Here is a 22,129-nt window from a genome sequence, read left to right on the forward strand (position 1 = left end):
TGTTTGGAAACAAACAGAATGCTATCGCTGCATAGTTGAACAGTGATGTTCAGCAGTGTTCAGCGTAAATGTATCAGTGCTCTGGATCCCGGCTCCCCCTTAGGCCCAGAGCATCAACCGCAGCTCATAGGGATCGTGCATATCGGGGTGAAAGGGCAGCAAGCGGATGGCTAACCCTTGCAAGCCGCTGGCCTCATAGCAAATCTGGCCGGAGAAGATGGCCCGATCCTCCAGCGTCTCCACATAGCGCAGGGGGGTCGCCTGTCCCTTCTGAATCTGGCCCTCATCATTGACCGGCCCCTGATAAGCTTGCACAATCACATCCTGAGGTCGCAGGGATCCCAGCCGCACTTCCACCGTCACGGTGAGGGGATCCCTGGCCATCACCACTTGGTCATCCTGTGCCAAGGCAAGGCCGGCAGCGGCAGCTTTCTTCGGGGTTTCGATCTGGACGTTGAGAACCTGGATGTTGTACCAATGCTCCTGCAGGTGGTTTTGCCAACGAACGAATTGGCGGGCCGACTCGAAGTGGTCACGGCGCATGCGGTCGAAGTAGTTGCTGAGGGGAATGTAGGCTCGCTGGACGTACTCCAACACCATGCGCTGCGTGCTGAACTGGGGGCAATTGAGGCGAATCGCCTGCTTCATGCGCTGGATCCACTGATGGGGTAGGCCATCGCTGCCGCGCTGGTAGAAGAGAGGGGCAACCTCTTGTTCCAGCAGGTCGTAGAGGGCATTCGACTCCACCTCATCTTGATAGGCGCGATCCTCATACTCCTCACCGCGGCCAATGGGCCAGCCGGTCTGGTAATAGTCAGCCTCGTCCCACCAGCCGTCCAAAATACTGAGGTTCTGTCCACCGTTGGCTGCCGCCTTCATGCCACTGGTGCCGCTGGCCTCCCGGGGGCGCAAGGGGTTGTTCAGCCACACATCCACCCCGGCCACCATCAAGCTGGTGACATACATGTCGTAGTCCTCAATGAAAACCAAGCGCTGGCGAAACTCCGGCTGCCGCGACACCTGCACGATCTGGCGGATCAGCTCTTTGCCGGGTATGTCGCGGGGGTGGGCCTTGCCGGCAAAGATAAACTGCATCGGGTACTGAGGATGGTTGAGCAAAGCCTTGAGCCGTTCCAGGTTGTGGAACAAAAGGGTGGCCCGCTTGTAGGTGGCAAAGCGGCGGGCAAACCCAATGGTAAGCACCTCCGGGTTGAGGGCCTCAGAGGCCCGTTGGATCTCAGCCGCTGAGGCAGCCCGTTTCTGGAGCTGTTCCATCAAGCGCTCGCGGGTAAAGTTAATCAGGCGGGAGCGGCTGCGCTCGTGGGCCCGCCACAATTCCCCATCCGGAATCCGATCCACCTTTTGCCAGAGGGGATCCGAAGGAGGAGCCTCTGCCCAATCCGGCCCCAGGTAGCGGTCGTAGAGGGCTTGGTTCTCCTCCCCCACCCAGGTGCGGACATGTACCCCGTTGGTGATGGAAGTAATCGGCACTTCTTCCAGCGGGATCCCAGGCCACAGCCGGCTGAACATCTTGCGGGAAACCGCCCCATGCAGCTTGCTCACACCGTTCACAAAAGAGGCCATGTTGATGGCCAGCACTGCCATGCTGAAGGGAGATTGGAAGTCGCCGGTATTTTCCCGTCCCAAAGCCAAAAAGCGCTCCCGGCTCAGGCCCATCTGGCTGTAGTAGAAGCCGAGGTAGTAATCGATCTTGTCGGGCGGGAATAGGTCGATCCCGGCAGGTACCGGCGTGTGGGTGGTAAACATCTGGCTGGACTTGGCCACCTGCCAGGCCTCTTCAAAGCTCAGCCCCTGCTCCACCATCAACAGGCGAATCCGCTCTACTGCCAAAAAGGCCGAGTGCCCTTCGTTCATGTGGTAGACGGTGGGATGGATGCCAAGGGCGCGCAAAGCCCGCACGCCGCCGATCCCCAGCATGATCTCCTGGTGGATGCGCAGATCTTGGTCGCCACCGTACAGCTCATCGGTGATGTCTTGGTCGTACTGGCTGTTGGGCTCGATGTTGGTGTCCAGAAGATAGAGGGGCACCCTCCCCACCGTCACCTTCCAAATGCGGGCGAACACCTTGCGGTTGGGATAATCCACCTCAATGCGAATTTTGCGGCCCTCCGCATCTCTCTGCAGCTCCAGGGGCATGTTAAAGAAATCGTTAACTGGGTAGCGTTCCTGCTGCCAGCCGTCGGGGTTGAGGTACTGGCGGAAATACCCCTTTTGGTAGAGCAAGCCCACACCCACCAGGGGCAAGCCCAGGTCGCTGGCCGCCTTGAGGTGATCCCCGGCCAAAACCCCCAAGCCGCCTGAGTAGAGGGGTAGACAATCCGCCAAACCAAACTCTGCCGAAAAATAGGCGTAGCACTCCCCTTCCACCGCTTGGGCCGAACGATACTTGCGATACCAAGTGTCCTCCTGCAGGTAGCTCTGCAGTTGTTGGCTGGCCCGTTCCAACTGGGCCAAAAAGCCGGGATCCTCCGCCAACTCATCCAGCCGTTCCTGCCGGATCCGACCCAGAAGAGCCACCGGGTTGTGGGCACAGGCATCCCACAGATCGGGATCCATGCGCCGGAATAGGCTGCGGGTTTCCACGTTCCAACTAAAATGCAGGTTGTAAGCCAACAAGCGCAGACTTTCCAGCGGAGCAGGCAAGTAGGGAGTGACCTTGAACGTCCGTAGCGGCTTCATAGAGAATCCGGGAAAAGGGTTGGTTCCACTGTCAGGCTACCTTGGCCTCAGCCGGAGGGCGTGGCTTTTTAGCTTGAGTGCTGATTTTTGACATACTCCCCTGCCTTTAGGCAGGGGATTCTGGTTCCTGGTTCTGCGACAGCACTTACCATATCAGGTCTCGCCTCCACGGCAGCGGTGCTCACCTCCCCAGGCGTTCCCTCTTTCGTTCGCGTCAGCGGGACGGAGTTCTTTGGGGAGAGTGGACAGCGTCTTCTTCACCCGGTAGCCACAATGAGAACAGTCCTGCGAGGTGTATTCCGGAGGAGAACTGAGCAGGGCAGAGGTGAGCAAATAGCCGATGGTTAAAAACGGTACTTAACCGGCCAGTGGAAATGGCCAAGTGCGCTGACGTGGGAGCCTGGGGAGTTGGGTGGGGCATCCACTCTCCGAAGCATCTGTATCAGACTAAACAGAAAGAGGCTTCCAGGATATTTAGGCTCTGTACAAGTGCTCACAAAGTTCTGGATTGGTGGGAAAAACCCCTTCCCTTTCTTAGAGCAGCTCAGTGTAAAGCCTGATGCTCTTTTTTCTCTGATGGGATTACTGTAGAAGTGTTGCAACTGGAATTGTGCGGTGACCGGCTCCTCCTGCGCCCAACTTGCCAAACTCGAGATGCCCAAGATGCCCGTAACGGCTGGGATCCCTGTCACACCTTTTGCGGATCAGGCTGAGGCTGGTCACCTTTTGGTCGTGGATGATCAGCCCAACAGCCGCCTGCTGCTGGGGGATCTGCTGGAGAGCATTGGCTACCGGGTCAGCGAGGCCGAAAACGGCAATCAAGCCCTGCAGATGTTGAAAACCTTCCAGCCGGATCTGATCTTGCTGGATGTGATGATGCCGGGGTTGGATGGGTTCGAGGTCTGTCGGCGCATCAAAGCCAATGACGAGACGCGTTTGATCCCGGTGGTGCTGATTACAGCGGCCAGCGATCGCAAAAATCGCGTGCGCGGTATTGAAGCTGGGGCAGATGATTTCTTGAGCAAGCCCTTTGACGAGTCGGAATTGTTGGCGCGGGTGCGTTCCCTCGTTCGCCAAAAGCACCTCAATGAAGACTTGGATCATGCTGCCCAGGTTTTGTTCGCCATTGCCCGCAGTGTGGAAAGCCGGGATCCCACCACCGGGGATCACTGTGAGCGCCTGGCACAAATGGCCAAGAGCTTCGGCGAGTTTTTGCATCTGCCCCGTCCCCTGATCAAGGTGCTGATGTGGGGAGGTTACCTGCACGACATCGGCAAAGTGGGCATACCCGATGCCATTTTGGGTAAAACAGGCAAGCATACGCCGGAAGAGTGGGAGGTGATGAAATCCCATGTCTTGATCGGGGAGCAAATCTGCCGCCCACTGCGCACCATGAAAGAGGTGTTGCCCCTCATCCGCCACCACCACGAGCGTTGGGATGGCAGCGGTTATCCCGACGGCCTCAAGGGGGAAGAGATCCCTCTGGTGGCCCGTATCTTCCAGATCATCGACATCTACGACGCCCTCACCTCGGAGCGACCTTACAAGCGAGCGTTCACCGTTCAAGAGGCCATAAGCATCTTGCGGGAAGAAACAGACAGGGGTTGGCGGGATCCCCAGTTGGTGGAGTATTTCTTTGAGTTTCTGCGATCGCGGGCGCCAGATTTGGAGTAGGCTGGATAGAGCTTGCTTGTAGTGTATCAGCAGGATAGAGTCTTTTGCCGGGTGCCGATCCGCTGCGCCGTTGTGTAGGCTGTCGCCAGTTGTTTCCTCGCTCACAACTGTGGCGGCTGGTCAGGCAATTTGATTCCCACCAAGTGCTTTTGGATGAGGGTATGGGGCGTTCTGCCTATGTCTGTCGTCGGCTGGAATGTCTGCAGGCAGCCCGACGCAAGCAGCAAATCAGCAGAGCTCTCAAGGCACCGGTGCCTGACTCGTTGTTTCAACGGCTGTTGGATTCTCTTGAGCAGGATTGCTAGGGGCATCTCCTCCAAAAGCCTGAGCCTCAGAGGTATTCCCAAACATAGGTAAGATATTTAAACGCCCTTTTAGGTTCATCAGGTTGCGAACTACACGACAGCCCCCCTCAATTGTCAGAATGGGAGTTGGCCGGAAAACTGAGGTCAGGCTGGAGGAGCTGCAGAGAGGTTATTCTGGAGGCGCTGTTTCCATCTATTCTTTCCCCGGCTGCCCTACTGGATGTCCCCTGCGGATGTTGCCAGAGCAGCTTCAGACCTGGGTTCCCTCCAGTCCGGATCTCTAGAGGATCGCCAAGCTGCTCTCGATGCACCGGAGGAAGCCCCCGCAAGCCCAAAAGGTTCGGCTCAACCCAATAACCGGGTTCCCATTGACTTGGAGAGTAAAACTGACGAGGAGAAAGGAGCAGAGGCTAGCAGACGAATGACCGACAAAGTTCGACTCTATGACATTGCCCGTGAGATGGGGCGTGACAGTCGGGAGGTGCTGGAGATTTGTGAGCAACTGGGGATCCCTTTCAAAACCCACAGCAGCACCATTTCTCCGGAGCAGGCTGAGTTGGTGCGCAGCAAGCTGGGCGCCTCCCGCATTGTGAAGCCTCCTCGACCCCGGCCCAAACCCCCATCTGAAAACCTCCCGCCGGAGCCTCCTGCTGAAGCTAAAGCCAGTGAGCGCCCTCAGCAGAAAGCGCCCGGCACCGCTAGCGCGATCGTCGGCATTCGTCGGCCCGCGCCCGTTCAGCAGCAAGCCCCAGTTGGCGAGGCCAAGACGGCTGAAACTCCGCCGGCTGCCAAGCCCTCGCTGTCTCGACCTGAGCGAGTCTCCCCCGAAAAAGGATCTGCCAGCGGTGGTGCTCAGCTCATAGGCCCGCCGCGGCGGCAAGTTAGCCCTCCTGTCCGCTCGTCTGAGGCCACCCAAAAGCCGGAGACTGTTTCTCAACCGGCAACCCCTCCCACTCCCTCTGAGTCTGCCGCGGCCAAAGCCAGCGGCTCGGAGCCCAGTCCTGTGGCCAAGCGCCCAACTGTGCTCACCCCCCCTCGACGAGCTACCTCCGGGACAAAACCGCCGGCAGAGCGGCCTGAACCGCCGCAAAAAGCTCCCGAGCTCAGTCGCCCCAGCTCTTCAGAAGCACCATCCCCCAGCCGCGCCCGTGCCCCTCAGCCTGCGGAAGAAAAAGCTCCTTCTCCTCCACCTGCGCAGCGACCGCGTCCACAACTGGTGGGCGCACCTGTTCGCCCTGGCACGCGTTCTCCGGTGACTGAGGAAAACCGTTCCAGCAGCGGCAAAGCCGGTGAAGCCCCTCGTCCGCAGCGGCGGATGGAATTGGTGGGGCCCCCTACCCGTCCTGTGGCCAAGCCGGCTCCCCCTGACCCAGATGCCGCCTCTCCCTTGCCAGAGAGGATCCCTGGGGAACGTCCCAGCCCGGTGTTGGCGGAGGCTCCTGTAAGACCTACCCCACCCAAGGTCAAGCGCAAAACGGAAGAAGAAGAGGACGAGGAGTTGCAAGCTCTTAACCGACGGGCTGCCCGCGCTCAAGCCAAACGCAAACGCAGTCGGAGACGAGGGGAAGGCGACGGAGATGGTTTGGATTTGGATCCCATGACCATCATTTCAGCGGTCAAGCAGGCTGAGCTGAACGCCCTCAAGCCCTTGGCTCGCCCCACCGCCAAGCCTCCTTCCTATCGCCCACCCGCGGCAACGGCTGCTCCCCCTGCCCGCCCCCGCCCTGCTGCCCGTTTGCAGCAGCAACCTACCTCCGCTGAGGCTGGTGCTGCCGATCGCGCTAGCGGGACAGAGCCCTTGCCCGAAGAGAAGGTGTTGCTCTTGGATGGCAGCCTCACCGTTCAGGAATTGGCCCATCGCCTGCGCGTGGCCGAAACCGAGATCATCAAAACCCTCTTTTTCAAAGGGGTGATGGTGACCATCAACCAAGTCCTGGATGAATCGCTGGCCGAGTCGGTGGCCAAAGAGTTGGGCTATGAGATTCGCCGACCCGAGGCAGAACCCGAGGCTAAAAAAACCGAAATGCTGGACGTGGAGGACATCGACCATCTGGTCTCGCGTCCGCCGGTGGTAACCATCATGGGCCACGTGGACCACGGCAAAACCACTCTCCTCGATGCCATCCGCGACACCAAAGTGGCCCAGGGAGAGGCTGGCGGGATCACCCAGCGCATCGGTGCCTACCATGTGGATGTGAACTTTGAAGGCCAGAAGCGGCGCATCGTTTTCCTGGATACTCCTGGCCACCAGGCTTTTACCGCCATGCGTGCCCGAGGAGCCCGCGTTACCGACATTGCGGTTTTGGTGGTGGCCGCCGACGATGGGGTACAACCGCAAACTCTGGAAGCGATCAGCCATGCGCGGGCGGCTCAGGTGCCGATCATCGTGGCCATTAACAAGATCGACAAACCCGGCAGCCAGCCGGAGCGCATCAAGCAGCAGTTGGCGGAGCATGGCCTATTGCCAGAAGAGTGGGGTGGCGACACGCCCATAGTGGAGGTGAGCGCTCTCACCCGCCGTAACCTGGATGCTCTGCTGGAGATGATCCTATTGGTGGCCGATGTAGCGGAGCTGCAGGCCAACCCCAATCGTCCCGCTCGCGGCACGGTGATCGAGGCCCACTTGGACAAAGCCCGCGGGCCAGTGGCCACTTTGTTGGTGCAAAACGGCACCCTGCGGGTGGGGGATACCCTGGTGGCCGGCGCAGTGCTGGGCCGGGTCAAAGCGATGATGGACGATCGCGGCCAGCGGTTGCAAGAAGCCGGGCCCTCTTCGGCGGTACAACTGCTGGGCTTGGATGAAGTCCCGGCAGCCGGGGATGAGTTTCAGGTTTACACCGACGAAAAAGAGGCCCGTCGCATTGCCCAAGAGCGGGCGGAGGTGCTGCGGCAAACCCGTCTACAACAGGCGCTGCTGTCTCGTCGCGTGAGCTTGGGTAGCGTTTCCGCCAAAGCCCAAGAAGGTCAGCTCAAGGAGTTGAACTTGATCATCAAGACGGATGTCCAGGGATCCGCCGAAGCCATTCAGACAGCGTTGCGGGATTTGCCCCAAGAGGAAGTCCAGTTGCGGGTTCTGCTGGCGGCCCCTGGCGAGATCACGGAAACCGATGTGGATTTGGCTGCGGCCAGCGACGCCATCATCCTCGGTTTCAACACCACCCTGGCCCCCGGCGCCCGCCAGGCTGCCGATGACAAGGGCGTGGATGTGCGGGAGTACGACATCATCTACAACCTGCTGGACGATCTGCGGGCGGCCATGGAGGGCCTGCTGGAGCCGGAAGAAGTGGAGGAGCCGCTGGGCCAAGCGGAAGTGCGCATGGTGATCCCCATCGGGCGCGGTGCGGTTGCCGGCAGCTATGTGCTCTCGGGCAAGGTGCAGCGCAATGCTCTGGTGCGAGTTCGCCGCAGAGGGGAGGTAGTTTACGAGGGACGTCTAGACTCCCTGAAGCGCTTCAAGGACGACGTGCGGGAGGTGGCTGCGGGCTTCGAGTGTGGGATCGGCATCGACAAGTTCCAATCCTGGCAGGAAGGCGACATCATCGAGGTGTACCAGATGGTCACCAAGCGGCGGACGCTGGCCTCTGTCTAGCTTCATCAAGGCACTTCAGGTTGGCCTGCCGGTCAGGCCTGTGTTCTCGGGCAGGGGATCCCAAACAGGGCGGGAAAGTTTGAGCTGATCGTGCGAGCGGGAGGAGTCCTCAGAGGGAGGGAAGGGATGCAACAAAGCCAGAGACTGAGCCAGATGCTGTTTGTCACGCTGCGGGAGGATCCCGTCGAGGCCGAGCTGCCCAGCCACAAATTGCTGCTGCGGGGCTGCTTTATCCGGCGGCTCTCCCCAGGGATCTACACCTATCTGCCGCTCCTCTGGCGGGTGCTGCAAAAGATCTCGGAGATTGTCCGGGAGGAGATGAACGCCATCGGCGCTCAGGAGTGTCTTTTGCCCCAGCTGCAGCCGGCAGAGATCTGGCGGGAGTCGGGCCGCTGGGAGGTGTACACCCAGGCGGAAGGGATCATGTTTGCCCTTAAGGATCGCCAGGGACGTGAGCAGGCCCTAGGCCCCACCCACGAAGAGGTGATCACCCTGCTGGCCCGCGACCTGATCCGTTCTTACCGGCAATTGCCCCAAACCCTCTATCAGATCCAGACCAAGTTTCGGGATGAGATTCGGCCCCGCTTTGGCCTAATGCGAGGGCGGGAATTCATCATGAAAGACGCCTATTCCTTCCACGCCAACGAGGAAAGCCTGCGCCAGACCTACCAGGATATGTACCGAGCCTATAGCCGCATCCTCAGGCGCTGTGGGCTGGAGTTTCGCGTGGTGGATGCTGATGCCGGGGCGATCGGGGGGCCATCGGCGGCCTCGCAGGAGTTTATGGTGCTGGCCTCTGCCGGAGAAGATGAGATTCTCTACACGCCCGATGGCTCCTATGCTGCCAATGTGGAGAAGGCCGTCTCCATCCCGCCGCCAGCGGCAGAGTCTCCCTACACCGCCTTCCAGGTTCTGGATACGCCGGGAACCGAAACCATCGAGAAGCTGGCCGCTTTCCTAAAAATCTCCTCTACCCTGATCGTTAAAAACGTCCTCTACCAAGCCCTTTACGACAACGGCCTGCGGGTGGCAGTGCTACTGAGCATCCGTGGGGATCAAGAAGTCAATGAGGTCAAACTGGCCAACCACCTCAGCCGCTTGGCAGAGCGCTACCAAGCCAGCAAATTGCTCAAGCTCGCCTTGGCCGATGCCGAGATCCAAAACAGTTGGCAGGGGGATCCCATCCCGGTGGGCTACATTGCCCCCGACTTGCCGGATAGCTGTCTGGGCCGGCAAAAAAACCTTGCCCCCCAGATCCTGCGCTTGGCCGACCAGACGGCAGCCCTGCTGCAGAACTTCGTAACCGGCGGCAACCAGGTGGGGCAGCACGTGGTGGGGGCCAACTGGGGCGAGCAATATCCCCTGCCGGAAGTGGTGGATGTGCGCAAAGCGCAAGCGGGGGATCGTTCTGTACTCAACCCCGACCAGATTCTGGAAACGGCTCGTGGCATCGAGATCGGCCATATCTTCCAGTTGGGTCTCAAGTTCTCACTGCCGATGCGGGCCACTTTTACCGACGAGCAGGGATCCGAGCAGCCCCTGTGGATGGGCTGTTATGGCATTGGAGTATCGCGCTTGGCCCAGGCGGCGGTGGAGCAATCCCACGATGCCAATGGCATCATCTGGCCGGTGGCCATTGCCCCCTATCACGTAGTGGTGGTGGTGCCCAACATCTCCGACGCCGAGCAGATGAGCGTGGCGGAAAAACTGGTGCAGGATCTCGCTACTGCCGGCATCGAGACCCTCTGGGATGACCGGGACGAGCGGGCCGGGGTGAAATTCAAAGATGCGGATCTGATCGGGATCCCTTACCGCATCACCACAGGGCGCAGCCTCAAACAGGGCAAGGTGGAACTCACCGAGCGGGCCAGCGGCCAAGCCACGGAAATTCCCATTGAAGAAGTGGTGACTACCCTGAAAGAGCGGATTGAAGCAGCCCTAGCTGTGCCGGACTGAGCGTGGTTTCTCCTGAACTCCATGCTGAACATCTCCATTCTTAAAGAAGACGAATCCTATACTTTTCGCTCTTATTTTGAGATGCCCTACGAGCCAGATGAAATCTTGGCTCAGTTCGGCTATCAACTGGAAATTGGGGAGTGGACATGGCCTGTTGCCCCTGCTCCACCTCAAACCCCAGTTTTGAAAGATCGGATCCGACAATTGTTACCTTTGGTTAGCCTCACCAGCGAAACAGCGCGGCGGGAATTGCTGGTGGCTCCTGTGCTGACCGAAGTGGCTCTCCATTGTCGAGTTCCTTTGCGGCTGGAGTATCCCCTGATGGTCAACAATTGGTTGAAGGGCAGCCTCGATTATCTGTTGCGAGGGAAGAACATCCTGCTGGTGGTTGAAGCCAAAAAGGACGATCTAACGCGAGCCTTTGTGCAAATGGCTGTAGAAATGATTGCCCTGGCGCAGGTGGAGCAGCAGGCTCAGATCTACGGTGCAGTGACGATGGGGTCTATCTGGCAGTTCGGACAAATTCTTGCCCATCAGCAGATGATCAAACAAGACTTAACGCTGTATCGAGTACCTGAGGAGCTGGAAACCATTGCCGGCATTCTCACTGCCATGGTCAGCAACCCCAGCCCATCGTGAATTTAGTGACCATAAGTCATGAATCAAAAAACAGTCTGGTTTGCCCTGAAGTTGATGCTGGCTGCCGCCGGAATCAGCATAGCCATCAAATATGGTGGCCCTTACTTGGCCTTGCCGGAGCAAATACCGGTGGTGATCGGGATGATCGTTTTGCCCACCCTGATCGTGGCCGGGATCCTGTGGCGCTGGCAAATGCAGTCTCCTCTATCCAAAACTCCCCTACAAGCCGGCAAGGGATCCCTGGGAATTGAAGATGATAGAGCCTTCACCCCCAGCCCTTCTCCCAGGGGAGAGAGGGAAGTCTGAACTGCTGGACATGGAAGGCTGCCCAGATCCCTTGATGGGTGGGGGGAAGGCTATCGGGATGGATTGGGATCCCTTGAACCCCTTACTGCTGGGTAAGGCGCAAGGTTACCGTTGGGCTGGTTTGGTTGCCGGAAGTGGCCGTGAGATTCACCTGATACACCGTGCCAGAGGCCGGAATGGGAGGTCGAACGGTGATGGTGAAACGGCCCTGGGCATCTGCCTGCACCGTTTGGTTGGTCACGGTCTGTTGGGCGCTGATGATGCCCCCCAGAGAGGTCGAAGCCGTTACATTCACCCGCACCGAAGCATTGGGAGCTGTAGTGCCCTGCAGCGTAAACGAAGAACCGGAAACCCGATCCCCATCCTGCAGGTTGGTGATTTGAGGCAAGAGGGGGCTGGGGGCGCTGACTGTAGCGGAAACCTCTTGGGTGGTCAGCCGCTGGATGCCCCCGGTGGCCCCTTCGATCAGGCGGGCCGGTTGTTCGGCGGTCATGAAGCGCACTTGGCCACCATTTTCCAGGCGGGCGACGACGATCCCTTCCCGGGTGGTATCTTTCGCCTCGATTAGGGCGTTCACTACATAGGTGCCGCTGGAAACTTCCTGAGCCGGCAAGGTTTGCACTTGCCGTCCATCCTGGATGAGGTAAACCGTTACCCGGCTGGAAGGGGTACCTTTGACGGTGACCAACAGGATTTCTCCCGCTGCCAAGGGGCGACTGCCGGCATTGTGATCCACCAGGTCGATGGAAGCGCGGACAGGGCTACCCACGGTGAAGCTCCAGGTCACGCGGCGGGTCACCCCCTGGGTATTGGTGAACTCCAGCAGAACTTCCCGGCGCCCCGGCGGCAGAGGTTGGGCAGGGCGATAGGTGAAGAAATCGCGGGTAATCACCGACTGGGAAGTGACGTCTTGGCCATCCAGGAAAACCCTCACCGTTTCCGGACGCACGCTGACTCCATCTTGGCTGCGAAAAGAAGCCGAGATTGGCGAGGTGGGCTCAACATTGGTGGCCGCTTGAGCTGGGCTGGGATCCGTAATTTGCTGAGCCCTTGCAGGCAAGCTCGACAACCCCACAACCGCAGCACCGATCACCAAGGCCCGGGGAAACCAGGAATACAAGTTATCGCTCATGAGACCATCCAAGAAAAAGATAGAGTACAGACAGACTACACAGGCAACAAGCCCAGAGAAAGGCTAAACAGAGTCCGGCAGAACATCGGCCTCGATATCCTGTTCGAATCCTGTCACAGGGGATGGCCCCTGTCGATACGCCTAAACCTCTGATCGGCTCTCCAATAGACTCAATCCCAGCGTCAAAACCGGGCAAAGTCAACTGCCATCTACCGTGTGGGATCCCATGTCCATCCTGGCAAAATCCAGAAGATGACTGTAGGTGAGGATGTAAGGGATCCCTTTGAAGGATTTGACTTAACTTGTGTTCGATGGGTAATCGATGGGTATCAGCTCATCTCAATTCACAAAAATAGCCCCTGTCGCTTGCAGATCGAGGCAGTGGTCGCCGGAGACATCGTTGACCAGCCGCACCTCTACGGTGATCACGTTGAAAGAATCCACGCTCACCTGGTAGCCCACAGGAGCCAACATCGGCGTGTTGATGGCCATGCAATTGGGGATCAACAGGTTGCTCAGGCGCAACGTTTCGCCTGCAGGCAGTTCCGAGACTTTCTGGCGGGGATCGGTAAAGCCGTATTCCAAAGGCAGACCGGTGCGATTGCGGATCACCAGCTCTGCCGGCAGGTCGGGGTTGAAGCGGGCCACTGGGCGATCAAAAACCAATTGATCGACACCCACCGGTAAGCGCGGCAACGGCACTGTCTGAAAGGTAGGCTGAGCGGCAACCCAGAGGGATCCCTGCAACAACCCTCCGCCAACCCAGCCGCCCAGCAGAGTCGCCAACGTCAAAACCATTCTTTTGCTCCGTTCTGCATAGCTCATGGCTTTCGCCTCAGGATGTGCTTCCAGACTGGTGGGAGTTGGATCCCTTGCCTGCTTGTATTGTTCCCAAAAACGGCTGGCCGGGCCAGATGGCTGCTGTTTTTTCCAGGGTATGCCCCAACCAGCTAAGATCCCGTGGGGGGGAAGTTAAGTTAGAGTTGGCAATGCAAAGGGAGGCATGGCCATGCCAGCAGAACCGAAAAAGTCGGAGAAAAACTTCTCGTGGAAGGGCAGTGCCGACGCGGGCCGGGCGCTGACGATTTTGGCTGCCGTGGGAGCCGCGGTGATTTTACTGGCGGGGTTCCTACAGTAGGCAAACAGTAGGCAAAGCTGTTTGTGTCTGCAGCCGGCACAAGCACCTCAGCACGGCGGCGGAAGCCAAAGTTTCTTCTTCAAGGCGATTTCAAGGCGATGGTGGCAGCCTGCTCGACTTCCAACTTGCCTTCAAGGATCATCCCCGCCATGGTTGAAGATGTCCTCAAGGCAAAGGTGTTGTCTGCGGGGCAGGAAGCCGCCCTCGACTGCGTTCTCCGCCATGGCTGCCCTACAGAAAGAAGCAGATCCGGATGCTTTGGAAGTCCTGCTGATTGGTTGATGCGAGGTTCGCTACGCCTGTCCGGGTCACGCCGCTGGGCAGCAGGCTCAACAGGGAAAAAAGCCCAGCAGAGAAGGGATCCCTGCTGAGCCCCTTGAAAGCGCCGAGGAAGGGGTAAAGTGCCCTCAGCCCAGCAGCCGGCGGGCAGTGTTGACCACGTTTTCCACCGTGAAGCCGAACTTCTCCATGCACACCGGGCCGGGGGCAGAGGCGCCAAAGCGATCGATGCCAATGGCCACCCCCTCAAACCCCAGGTACTTGTGCCAGCCGAAGGTGGAACCTGCCTCGACGGAGACGCGCTTGGTGACGTTGGGGGGCAGAACCGAGTCTCGGTAGCTCTGGGGCTGGGCCTCAAACAGCTCCATGCAGGGCATAGAGACCACCCGCACTGCCCGGCCTTCCTGCTTTAGTTGGGCGGCAGCTTTCACTGCCAGCTCCAGTTCAGAGCCGGTGGCGATCAAGATCAGCTCTGGGTTGGGGGCATCCACCACCACATAGGCCCCTTTGGCTACGCCTTCAATGGAGGTGCCTTCCACCGGGTTGACCGCCTGCCGGGTGAACACCAGCACAGAAGGGGTGGTCTTGGCTTCTAGGGCCACCTGGTAAGATCCCACTGTTTCGCGGGCATCTGCCGGGCGCAGCACATAGAGGTTGGGGATAGCCCGTAGGGAAGCCAGTGTCTCAATGGGCTGGTGGGTGGGGCCATCTTCTCCCAAGGCGACGGAGTCGTGGGTCATGACGTGCAGCACCCGCACTTGCGAGAGGGCCGATAGGCGGATGGCAGGCCGCATGTAGTCTGTGAAGATCAAAAAGGTGGCGTCGTAAGGGATGAGGCCTCCATGAAGCGCCATGCCGTTGGCGATGGCTCCCATGCCGTGTTCCCGCACCCCAAAGCGGAAGTTGCGCCCCTCGTAAGATCCAGCCTGAAACTCTGGGATCCCCTTTAGATAAGTCATGTTGGAGTGGGCGAGATCTGCGGATCCCCCCAGCAGTTCCGGCACCGCTTTGGCCAAGGCATTCAGACAAAACTTGGAGAGGTTGCGGGTGGATTCTCTGCCGGTTTCGGCAATGGGGGCCAGCGCTTCTTTCCAGCCCACCGGCAGCTCCCCGGCCATGATGCGCTTGAACTCGGCGGCCTCTTCGGGGTAAGCCTTCTCGTAGGCGGCGAAGCGCTCGTTCCACTCGGCCTCGGCCTTGGCCCCTTTTTCGATGGCCTGGCGGAAGTGGGCCAGCACCTCGTCGGGAATGTAAAACTCCGGCTCCAGAGGCCAACCCAGGTTTTGTTTGGTGAGCTTCACCTCTTCCGGCCCCAGGGGTGCCCCATGGACGCTCTCGCTGCCGGCCTTGTTGGGGGATCCGTAGCCGATGGTGGTCTCGACAATAATCAAGGACGGCTTGTTGGTGACTTCCTTGGCTTTCTGGATGGCCTCGGCGATCCCTTTCAAGTCGTGGTTGCCATCCTCTACTTTTTGCACATGCCAGCCGTAGGCTTCATAGCGTTTGCCCACATCTTCCGTAAAGGCGATTTCCGTTCTGCCGTCGATGGAGATGTGGTTGCTGTCGTAAAGCATGATCAGCTTGCCCAGTTGCAGGTGGCCGGCCAAAGAAGCTGCTTCAGAAGCCACCCCTTCCATGTTGCAGCCATCCCCCAAGATCACGTAGGTGTAGTGATCCACAATGGTGTGGCCGGGCTTGTTGAAGCGGGCGGCCAGATGGGCCTCGGCAATGGCCAACCCTACCGCATTGCCCACCCCTTGCCCCAGCGGGCCGGTGGTCACCTCCACCCCCGGAGTTTCAAAGTTTTCCGGGTGGCCGGGGGTTTTGGAGCCCCACTGGCGGAACTGCTTAATGTCCTCCAGGCTTACATCGAAGCCGGTTAGGTGCAGCAGCGCGTACTGCAGCATGCAGCCATGCCCCGCCGAGAGCACAAAGCGATCCCGATCCACCCACTTGGGGTTGCGGGGGTTGAACTTCATGAACTGCTGCCACAACACATAGGCCATGGGTGCTGCTCCCATCGGCAGGCCAGGGTGGCCGGAGTTGGCCTTCTGAACAGCATCCACCGCCAAAAAGCGAATCGTATTGATGGCAAGTTGTTCCAGAGAGGGAGGAGCAGCAACAACCATGTGGGATCCCTATCGCTCGACATTTGCTTTCCAGTATGCCGTGTTTTGGGTCTTGCTTCCGAGGCGCTAGGGATCAATTGGGCCGGGAAATTGGCTTTGTCCAAATTCAAGGGGGCCAAATGACAGGCTAAGCTGAGTGATACCGTCGCCGCTGTTTCGTGCTGGAGCGCTTCTTTGACTGTTGTTTCTTCTGGTAGCAAACCCTCCTGGCTGCGGGCCAAGGCCCCTCAACGGGTGGGATCCGTCAAACAACTGCTGCGGGACTTGGGCCTAAACACGGTTTGCGAAGAGGCTTCCTGTCCCAACCTGGGGGAGTGTTTTGCCAACGGCACCGCCACCTTTTTGATCATGGGCCCGGCCTGTACCCGCGCCTGCCCCTACTGCGATATCGACTTCACCAAACGCCCTCTGCCCCTGGATGCCACTGAACCCCTGCGGGTGGCAGAAGCAGTGGAACGCTTGGGATTGCGCCATGCGGTGATTACGTCGGTGAATCGAGACGACCTGCCCGATGGGGGAGCCGGCCAGTTTGTGGCCTGCATTGCGGAAATCCGCCGCCGCATGCCCCAGACCACCATCGAGGTCTTGATCCCAGACCTATGTGGTAACTGGCAGGCGCTGCAGCAGATCTTGGCCGCCCGACCGACGGTGCTCAACCACAATACCGAAACGGTGCCCCGCCTCTATCGCCGTGTACGCCCGCAAGGGAACTACGAGCGCTCCCTCAAACTGTTGGAGTTGGCACGGCAATGGGATCCCGGCCTGTACACCAAGTCGGGGGTGATGTTGGGTCTGGGAGAGACAGCCGAGGAGATCTTGCAGGTGATGCGGGATCTGCGCCGGGTGGGTTGTGACATCCTCACGCTCGGCCAATACCTGGCGCCCAGCCCCAAACACCTGCCGGTGGAGCGCTACGTTCCCCCCGAAGAGTTCGACCATTGGCGACGGGTGGGGGAAGAGCTGGGCTTTTTGCAGGTGGTGTCCTCCCCTCTCACCCGCAGCTCTTACCATGCCGAGGCCGTACAAGATTTGATGCGCCACTCTCCCAAAGGGGGATCCTGAGTAGCGGCTCTCCACCAAGTTAGACTGCTGAAAGCCCGAGGCTGGTGTGTTCCTGACACCGCCAAGGAGACCCAAGACCGGGAACCCAATCATGGATATGAACAGGATCCCTCCTTCTACTAGCAGCAGCTCAGAAACCGGCTTGGTTCCCTCACCCCAGGGTTGGCCACAGCCTCTCCGCTGGCGGCCACCACTGGTCACTCCAGAAGAATATGCCGAGTTGATGGTGGGATTGATGCGGGAGTCTCGCCTCAGCCTGAACTACTTGATGTTGGTGCTCGGCTCCTGTGTGATTGCCACGTTGGGGTTACTGGCCAATAGCCCGGCCGTGATCATTGGGGCGATGATCGTGGCTCCTTTGATGCTGCCGATTCGCGGCATGGCCATGGGGGCTTTAGATGGGAATGTGGTCTTGTTTCGTACAGGCATCCTGTCTTTGACCGTGGGAACTGGTATTGGGGTGGGGGTGTCTTTCCTGCTGGGGTGGTGGGTAGGTCTTCCCAATTGGGGCAGCGAAATTTTGGCCCGCACTCAACCCAACCTGTTGGATTTGGGAGTGGCGCTAGCAGCAGGGGGAATTGGCGCTTTTGCTAGGGTGCGCAAAGAGATCGCCGACAGTTTGGCAGGGGTTGCGATTGCTGTGGCCTTAATGCTGCCGGTGTGTGTGATTGGTTTGGGACTGGCCCATGCCGAGTGGGAGATCAGCCTAGGAGCAACCCTGCTCTATTCCACCAACCTGTTGGGGATTGCCCTGGCTTGCATGGTTACGTTTTTGCTGATGGGCTACGCCCCCTTGCACAAGGCCCGTTCTGGATTGGTGTGGATGTTCGGTTTGGTGATGGTGTTGCTGGTGCCGCTGGCAGCCAGTATGACTCAACTGCTGTATCAATCTCGGTTGGAATGGGCGCTACGAACCGCCTTGCTAAACAGAACCATCACCTTCCAACGGGTAACCCTATTGCGCAGCGAGTTTAACTGGGTGGTCAATCCCCCAGAAGTAGTGCTGTCGGTACGAGCAGACGAGCCGGTTACCCCCAGGCAGGTGACTTTGCTGGAGGAATTTGTGGCGGCGGAGGTAGGTCGCCCCTTTACCCTGATTTTTCAGGTGGTACAAGACCAAGAGGTGCGCCGAGAAATGCCTGCCCCAGAAGAGCCTGAGTCGGATCCCGAGGTTAACCCTACAGAGGCAACTCTTTCCCCACGACCGAGGGGGATTATTACCCCCTACTGAATCGCCGGGTGGGCTTGCTACAACGTCAGGGATCCCACATTTTGTTCTAACAACTGGGCCAGATCCTGCAGGAAAGCCGCCGCATGAGCCCCGTAGATGACGCGGTGATCACAGGTAAGGTTCACTTGCATCTGGGAGCGGATGGCAATCGCTTTTTCCGGTGTCGCTACTACCGTGGGGCGAGAAGCGCCGATGGCCAAAATGGATCCCTGGTTGGGCGGCAAAATGGCATCGAAGCGATCCACCCCAAACATGCCCAGGTTGGAGAGGGTGAAGGTGCCGCTGGTGTACTCCTCTGGCTGCAGTTGCTTACGCCGCGCCCGCTCCACCAGATCCTTCCAGCGGCGGGAGATCTCATACAGATCCAGCCGGTTGGCTTGCTTTAGGACAGGGGTGATCAGCCCGCCATCCTCCATGGCCACCGCCACCGCGATGTTGATATCGGCTTTGTAGTGGATCCCGCCTTCTGTGTAGCTGGCATTCAGAAGGGGGTGCTTCTCCAGGGTCATGGCCACGGCTTTGACCAAGAGGGCCGTCAGGGTGACTCCTTTGGGCTTCACCTGTTGGTAGAGGTGATCCAGGCTATCGGTGGTGATAGTGTAGCCCACGTGGAACACCGGCACGCCAAGGCTGGCGTTCATGTTGCGCACCACCGCCGCTTGTAGGGTGCTGAGGGGAACTGTCTCTCCCAAGGGGACAGCCACAGGAGTTGGAGGCGCGGGGGCTGGAGCAGAGGGGGCAGCCACTGCAGGAGCGGAAAGGGCCGCAGCTCGCTCCACGTCTTCAGCGACGATGCGACCATTGGGGCCAGAGCCGCGCACGGTGCGCAGATCGATCCCCAGGCTCTCCGCCAGTTTTTTCGCCCGTGGAGAAGCCACGATCCGCTGGGATCCCGATCCATTTTGGGGGGCAGGGGTGGGAGCAGGAGCAGGGCTGGCTGATGGAGCTGCGGGAGGGGGTGCCACAGGGGCAGCTCCGGCAGAGAGGGCCTTGGCTTTTTCCTGGGCCTGGGCCACTTCTGCCTCGCTTTCGGCAATCAGGGCGATGGGCGCGCCCACCGGGGCCGATGCTCCTGCCGGAATGAGGATGCTGGCCAGGATGCCGCTGTGGAAGGACTCCACGTCCATGTCCGCTTTGTCGGACTCCACCACCAGGATGTTTTCTCCTTTCTCCACGCGGTCGCCGGGGTTCTTAAGCCAGGTGACGATCTTGCCCGTTTCCATGGTGGAGCTGAGGGCCGGCATGGAGAGTTCGTGGATCATCGATGGGGATGGGAACACAGCAGAAGAGATTGTAACTCAGGAGACGGGATCCCCGCGCACGTCTCTGGGCCGGCTTTGGGCTCACCGGGTGCCAGCCGCTTCTGCTTCGGCCACCACCAGCAGGGTTTTCAACAGGGAATCGGGGTTGAGGCTGATGGAATCGATCCCTGCTTGCACCAGGAAGCGGGCAAATTCAGGGTAGTCGCTGGGAGCCTGGCCACAGATGCCGATCTTGCGCCCGTGGCTTTTCACCGTCTGGATTACCTGGGCGATCATCCGCCTGACGGCCTCGTTGCGCTCGTCAAAAAGGTGGGCCACCAGGGCTGAGTCGCGATCCAGGCCCAGAGTGAGCTGGGTGAGGTCGTTGGAGCCGATGGAGAAGCCGTCGAAGATCTGGCAAAACGCGTCGGCCAGGATGACGTTGCTGGGCAATTCACACATCACGTACACCTGCAGACCGTTTTCTCCCCGCACCAGGCCATGGCGGGCCATCTCTTCCAGCACCTTGTGCCCCTCTTCCGGCGTGCGGCAGAAGGGGATCATCAAGATCACGTTGGTCAGGCCCATCTCATCCCGCACCCGTTTCATGGCCCGACACTCCAAGGCAAAGCCCTCACGGTAGCGGGGATCCGTGTAGCGGGAAGCCCCCCGCCAGCCGATCATCGGGTTTTCCTCGTGGGGCTCGTAGCGGGATCCCCCCAGCAGGTGGGCATATTCGTTGCTTTTGAAATCCGACAGCCGCACGATCACCGGCTTGGGATAGAAGGCGGCGGCGATGGTGCTCACCCCTTGGGCCAGCTTATCCACAAAGTATTCAGGCTTATCGGGATATTGGGCGGTCAGCTCCGCCAGGCGAGGCTCCTCCTTCACCGCCTGCTCATAGTTGAGCAAAGCCAGCGGGTGGACTTGAATGTGGTTGGCGATGATGAACTCCAGCCGCGCCAGCCCGACCCCATCGCAAGGGATCCCGCTGAGGCCGAAGGCTTTTTCGGGGTTGCCCACATTCATCATCAGTTGGGTGCGGGGACGGGGCAGCTTCTCCAGGGGGATCTCGCTCACTTCATAGGGCAGCAAGCCGGGATAAACCCGCCCTTCTTCTCCCTCGGCGCAGGAAATGGTGATGGGCTGGCCGGAGCTGAGCACCTGGGTGGCGTTGCCGCAGCCAACAATGGCCGGGATCCCCAGCTCGCGGGCGATGATGGCCGCATGGCAGGTTCTGCCCCCCTGGTTGGTGACGATGGCGCTGGCTTTCTTCATGATGGGCTCCCAGTCGGGATCCGTCTTCTCGGTCACCAGCACCTCTCCAGCTTGGAACTGATCCGAGCGGCGCACATCCAAGATAAGGCGGGCTGTACCCTGGCCGATGGCCTCGCCCACCGCCCGCCCCCGCACCAGAGGTTCGGGCCGCACTTCCGGCTGGGTGAAGCGATAGGTGGTCAGCCGGTTGGCCGCTTTTTGCGATTGCACCGTTTCGGGGCGGGCCTGCACGATAAACAGCTCCCCGGTGAGGCCATCTTTGGCCCACTCGATGTCCATCGGCGTGAAATGGCCCCGCTGTGCCGAGTAGTGCTCCTCGATCAAGCAGGCCCACTGGGCCAATTTGAGGATTTCCTCATCCCTGAGGGCATATTGCTTGCGCAGGCTTTCGGGGACAGCCACGTTTTTGGTGGAACGGGATCCCCCCTCGTCGTAGACGAGCTTCAGGGCTTTGCTGCCCAGCTTGCGGGAGAGAAGGGGTCGCAGGCCCCGCTTGAGGGTAGGTTTGAACACCACGTATTCGTCGGGGTTGACGATCCCTTGCACCACGTTTTCCCCCAGACCATAGGCGGCGGTGATGAGCACTGCGTCTTTAAAGCCGGTTTCCGGGTCGATGGAGAACATCACCCCCGAACAGGCCAGGTCGGAGCGCACCATCTTCTGCACCCCCACCGAAAGGGCCACTTGAAAGTGGTCAAAGCCCTTGATTTGGCGGTAGGAAATGGCCCGGTCGGTAAACAGGCTGGCAAAACAGTGGTGGCAGGCGTTGAGCACCGCCCGCACCCCATGCACGTTCAGGTAGGTCTCCTGCTGGCCGGCAAAGCTGGCATCCGGCAAGTCTTCTGCCGTGGCGCTGGAGCGCACTGCCACATCGGTGTCGGGGCCGTAGCGCTCGCACAGCTTCTGGTAGGCTTCCGTGATGGCCTGCTCTAGCTGAGGGGGAAAGGGAGTCTGCAGAATTAAGGTGCGGGCAGCCTTGCCGCGATGGCGCAGGTTGTTCACGTCTTCAATGTCGAGATCCCGAAAGATCTCGCGCAGCTTTTCCTCCAAACCCGCAGAGGCGATGAACTGGCGATACGCATGGGCCGTGGTGGCAAATCCTGTGGGCACCTGGATCCCTTGTGGAGCCAACTGTTGGAGCATCTCCCCCAGAGAGGCATTTTTCCCGCCCACCTGGGCGATATCTCTCAGCCCCACCTCCGTCAGTGGCAAGACCAAAGGCAGCTCTGACAAGAACTGAGGGTCTTGTTGAGGCCGGGATCCCACGGTTGCTCTATCCGACATGCCTCACCTCCCTGTGCGAATTGAACCCCTTGTCCTCGGACGATTGAGCCCATCGCAATCTGCAATCGAGAAATCGATGTTGTGGTGACATCCTCAGGACGATTGCGTGCGAGAGAAAGACTCCCTCTGGGCCAGAAGTCGGCCCGGCTTCTCCCGATGGGCTTTACTCTCACTCTACTGAGGTTT

The 22,129-nt window shown here is 59.5% G+C and carries 15 protein-coding genes; 9 read left to right on the plus strand and 6 right to left on the minus strand.

All coding sequences use genetic code 11. The features are described from left to right. Positions 1 to 99: 99 nt before the first annotated feature. Positions 100 to 2,700, minus strand: coding sequence for an alpha-glucan family phosphorylase (gene glgP, locus NW842_RS08915; RefSeq protein ID WP_414417880.1), 2,601 nt, complete (start codon positions 2,698 to 2,700; stop codon positions 100 to 102). 654 nt (positions 2,701 to 3,354) lie between these two features. On the opposite strand from glgP, the gene NW842_RS08920 reads away from it, so the two are divergent. The 6 genes from NW842_RS08920 (at position 3,355) to NW842_RS08945 (ending at position 11,169) form a co-directional block, all read left to right on the plus strand. Continuing rightward, on the plus strand, positions 3,355 to 4,374 hold the full coding sequence (locus NW842_RS08920) for an HD domain-containing phosphohydrolase (RefSeq protein ID WP_414417881.1): 1,020 nt from the start codon (positions 3,355 to 3,357) through the stop codon (positions 4,372 to 4,374). Between the two features lie 44 nt (positions 4,375 to 4,418). Continuing rightward, a complete protein-coding gene (locus NW842_RS08925; RefSeq protein ID WP_414417882.1) occupies positions 4,419 to 4,679 on the plus strand; it encodes a YlxR family protein in 261 nt (86 codons plus the stop codon). A gap of 421 nt (positions 4,680 to 5,100) precedes the next feature. After that, on the plus strand, positions 5,101 to 8,268 hold the full coding sequence (gene infB / locus NW842_RS08930; protein ID WP_414417883.1) for a translation initiation factor IF-2: 3,168 nt from the start codon (positions 5,101 to 5,103) through the stop codon (positions 8,266 to 8,268). A gap of 126 nt (positions 8,269 to 8,394) precedes the next feature. Continuing rightward, positions 8,395 to 10,224, plus strand: coding sequence for a proline--tRNA ligase (locus NW842_RS08935; RefSeq protein WP_414417884.1), 1,830 nt, complete (start codon positions 8,395 to 8,397; stop codon positions 10,222 to 10,224). Between the two features lie 21 nt (positions 10,225 to 10,245). Beyond that, complete coding sequence (locus NW842_RS08940; RefSeq protein ID WP_414417885.1) at positions 10,246 to 10,863, plus strand: hypothetical protein; 618 nt, start codon at positions 10,246 to 10,248, stop codon at positions 10,861 to 10,863. 18 nt (positions 10,864 to 10,881) lie between these two features. Further along, positions 10,882 to 11,169 (plus strand): hypothetical protein, encoded by a 288-nt coding sequence (locus NW842_RS08945; RefSeq protein ID WP_414417886.1) that lies wholly within the window; start codon positions 10,882 to 10,884, stop codon positions 11,167 to 11,169. 82 nt (positions 11,170 to 11,251) lie between these two features. Here NW842_RS08945 and NW842_RS08950 read toward each other — a convergent pair whose 3' ends face one another. Then, positions 11,252 to 12,301: a hypothetical protein gene (locus tag NW842_RS08950; protein ID WP_238376920.1), complete on the minus strand. Its 1,050-nt coding sequence runs from the start codon at positions 12,299 to 12,301 to the stop codon at positions 11,252 to 11,254. A 339-nt stretch (positions 12,302 to 12,640) separates the two neighbouring features. Continuing rightward, positions 12,641 to 13,126 carry a hypothetical protein gene (locus NW842_RS08955; RefSeq protein WP_414344337.1) on the minus strand — a complete coding sequence of 162 codons (486 nt, stop codon included), beginning with the start codon at positions 13,124 to 13,126 and terminating at the stop codon, positions 12,641 to 12,643. A 178-nt stretch (positions 13,127 to 13,304) separates the two neighbouring features. Here NW842_RS08955 and NW842_RS08960 point away from each other — a divergent pair, with 178 nt between their 5' ends. Continuing rightward, positions 13,305 to 13,439 carry a hypothetical protein gene (locus tag NW842_RS08960; protein ID WP_414351941.1) on the plus strand — a complete coding sequence of 45 codons (135 nt, stop codon included), beginning with the start codon at positions 13,305 to 13,307 and terminating at the stop codon, positions 13,437 to 13,439. A 407-nt stretch (positions 13,440 to 13,846) separates the two neighbouring features. On the opposite strand, the gene tkt is transcribed toward NW842_RS08960, so the two are convergent. After that, positions 13,847 to 15,847 (minus strand): transketolase, encoded by a 2,001-nt coding sequence (gene tkt, locus NW842_RS08965; RefSeq protein ID WP_414417887.1) that lies wholly within the window; start codon positions 15,845 to 15,847, stop codon positions 13,847 to 13,849. A 174-nt stretch (positions 15,848 to 16,021) separates the two neighbouring features. Between tkt and lipA the strand changes: the two genes are divergently transcribed. Both lipA and NW842_RS08975 read left to right on the plus strand, forming a co-directional pair. Then, positions 16,022 to 16,909 (plus strand): lipoyl synthase, encoded by an 888-nt coding sequence (gene lipA, locus NW842_RS08970; protein WP_414417888.1) that lies wholly within the window; start codon positions 16,022 to 16,024, stop codon positions 16,907 to 16,909. A 91-nt stretch (positions 16,910 to 17,000) separates the two neighbouring features. Beyond that, positions 17,001 to 18,140, plus strand: coding sequence for a DUF389 domain-containing protein (locus tag NW842_RS08975; protein WP_414356250.1), 1,140 nt, complete (start codon positions 17,001 to 17,003; stop codon positions 18,138 to 18,140). Positions 18,141 to 18,157: 17 nt separating this feature from the next. Here NW842_RS08975 and NW842_RS08980 read toward each other — a convergent pair whose 3' ends face one another. Together NW842_RS08980 and ppsA are read right to left on the minus strand one after the other, a co-directional pair. Further along, positions 18,158 to 19,402 (minus strand): dihydrolipoamide acetyltransferase family protein, encoded by a 1,245-nt coding sequence (locus tag NW842_RS08980; RefSeq protein ID WP_414356248.1) that lies wholly within the window; start codon positions 19,400 to 19,402, stop codon positions 18,158 to 18,160. 81 nt (positions 19,403 to 19,483) lie between these two features. Then, positions 19,484 to 21,943 (minus strand): phosphoenolpyruvate synthase, encoded by a 2,460-nt coding sequence (ppsA, locus tag NW842_RS08985; RefSeq protein WP_414417889.1) that lies wholly within the window; start codon positions 21,941 to 21,943, stop codon positions 19,484 to 19,486. Between the last annotated feature and the right edge of the window lie 186 nt (positions 21,944 to 22,129).

It is taken from the genome of Synechococcus sp. R55.4 (genome assembly GCF_047461935.1).
Classification (GTDB): domain Bacteria; phylum Cyanobacteriota; class Cyanobacteriia; order Thermostichales; family Thermostichaceae; genus Thermostichus.

Bases quoted from the DNA above. Each gene is read 5' to 3' on its own strand.
- glgP (WP_414417880.1), bottom strand. From the start codon at position 2,700: ATGAAGCCGCTACGGACGTTCAAGGTCACTCCCTACTTGCCTGCTCCG.
- NW842_RS08920 (WP_414417881.1), top strand. From the start codon at position 3,355: ATGCCCAAGATGCCCGTAACGGCTGGGATCCCTGTCACACCTTTTGCG.
- infB (WP_414417883.1), top strand. From the start codon at position 5,101: ATGACCGACAAAGTTCGACTCTATGACATTGCCCGTGAGATGGGGCGT.
- NW842_RS08935 (WP_414417884.1), top strand. From the start codon at position 8,395: ATGCAACAAAGCCAGAGACTGAGCCAGATGCTGTTTGTCACGCTGCGG.
- NW842_RS08940 (WP_414417885.1), top strand. From the start codon at position 10,246: ATGCTGAACATCTCCATTCTTAAAGAAGACGAATCCTATACTTTTCGC.
- NW842_RS08945 (WP_414417886.1), top strand. From the start codon at position 10,882: ATGAATCAAAAAACAGTCTGGTTTGCCCTGAAGTTGATGCTGGCTGCC.
- NW842_RS08950 (WP_238376920.1), bottom strand. From the start codon at position 12,301: ATGAGCGATAACTTGTATTCCTGGTTTCCCCGGGCCTTGGTGATCGGT.
- NW842_RS08955 (WP_414344337.1), bottom strand. From the start codon at position 13,126: ATGAGCTATGCAGAACGGAGCAAAAGAATGGTTTTGACGTTGGCGACT.
- NW842_RS08960 (WP_414351941.1), top strand. From the start codon at position 13,305: ATGGCCATGCCAGCAGAACCGAAAAAGTCGGAGAAAAACTTCTCGTGG.
- tkt (WP_414417887.1), bottom strand. From the start codon at position 15,847: ATGGTTGTTGCTGCTCCTCCCTCTCTGGAACAACTTGCCATCAATACG.
- NW842_RS08975 (WP_414356250.1), top strand. From the start codon at position 17,001: ATGGATATGAACAGGATCCCTCCTTCTACTAGCAGCAGCTCAGAAACC.
- NW842_RS08980 (WP_414356248.1), bottom strand. From the start codon at position 19,402: ATGATCCACGAACTCTCCATGCCGGCCCTCAGCTCCACCATGGAAACG.
- ppsA (WP_414417889.1), bottom strand. From the start codon at position 21,943: ATGTCGGATAGAGCAACCGTGGGATCCCGGCCTCAACAAGACCCTCAG.